Origin of the sequence: Methanosarcina spelaei, assembly GCF_002287235.1 — an archaeon.
In the GTDB taxonomy this organism is placed as follows: domain Archaea; phylum Halobacteriota; class Methanosarcinia; order Methanosarcinales; family Methanosarcinaceae; genus Methanosarcina; species Methanosarcina spelaei.
The window spans coordinates 1-1,071 of record NZ_LMVP01000309.1; the positions used below are offsets into that span (position 1 = coordinate 1).

Sequence of the window (1,071 nt, forward strand, 5' to 3'; positions counted from 1 at the left end):
ATAATAATAGATTCAAGATTATATAAAACTAAGTCAATGATTTAGGGACACGACCCAACCGTTCTCCATCTTTTTATTATAGGCGACAGCAAACCTTAAAGCAAGAGAATCAATCTCATAAATAGCCCAGAAATGAGCTTCATCAGTTTAATTGGTGATACTTTCTGTGCCTTTGAAACTTAAATCACTCGGTCACTGCATGGACAAAGAATAAAAGGCTGGATACTTCTCTATTTTTATTTATTCCATGAAAGTACATTTTTTTGTACTCCTCAGCAGTCACATTGTGAATTTGAGAAAACCCCCTCTCTGCAAGGAAAGTCTTGACTTCTCCTTCCCTGATGCCAAATTTAAGCGGCTCTTCAATTTGTACCAGATAGTTATGAATATTTTTTCCTGCTTCTAACTCACAGCTTCCGTCAACTAAGGACTCGGGATAGTAATCGAAAAGAATAGCACTTTCCTCGCATGAATTTTTTACAACAAAGGATAATGTCTCATCAACAGCTTTGGGAGGAATATACATAATGAGTCCTTCCATAAGGAAAAGAGTTTTCAGTGATCTGTCGTATCCCTGCGCAGCAAGCCTTTCACCAAGGTTTTCAGTCTCAAAATCAACAGGAACATACGTAACATGATCAGGAAGGGATCCAAAAATGTTTTTTATTTTGTTACTATTCAGGTAGCCTTTTTAGGGCTACACAATTTTTCCTCTTTTCGAGGAAAAATTGGATTTACAATGAGTTATTTCTATCTTTGATGAAACGTGAAGAGATTCTTGCTCTGTGTACTTCAAACCCTGAAGTTATTGCAACTTACATTGAGAGTCTTGAATCTCAAATAAAACAGCTTAGTGAAAAATTGCAAGTTTTAGAATCTCGCTTAAATCAAAATAGCAGAAACAGCAGTAAACCTCCTTCTACTGATTTTTTTGTCAAAGGAAAACCTAATCCCAAGAGTCTCCGTAAAAAGAGCGAAAAGAACCCTGGAGGTCAAGAAGGTCATCCAGGAACAACTCTTAAAATGGTTGATAATCCTGATTAGGTAATAGAGCATTCTTTGAACTGCTGC

The 1,071-nt window shown here is 36.5% G+C and carries 1 protein-coding gene and 1 pseudogene; one reads left to right on the forward strand and one right to left on the reverse strand.

Going from position 1 to position 1,071, the window contains the following annotated elements; translation table 11 throughout:
• Window positions 1–184: 184 nt before the first annotated feature.
• A complete protein-coding gene (locus tag ASJ81_RS13405) occupies window positions 185–682 on the reverse strand; it encodes an SAM-dependent methyltransferase (RefSeq protein ID WP_095644847.1) in 498 nt (165 codons plus the stop codon).
• Between the two features lie 74 nt (window positions 683–756).
• Between ASJ81_RS13405 and ASJ81_RS13410 the strand changes: the two are divergent.
• Window positions 757–1,041 (forward strand): annotated as a pseudogene (locus ASJ81_RS13410) (DUF6444 domain-containing protein); the annotation flags it as partial.
• Window positions 1,042–1,071: the final 30 nt, after the last annotated feature.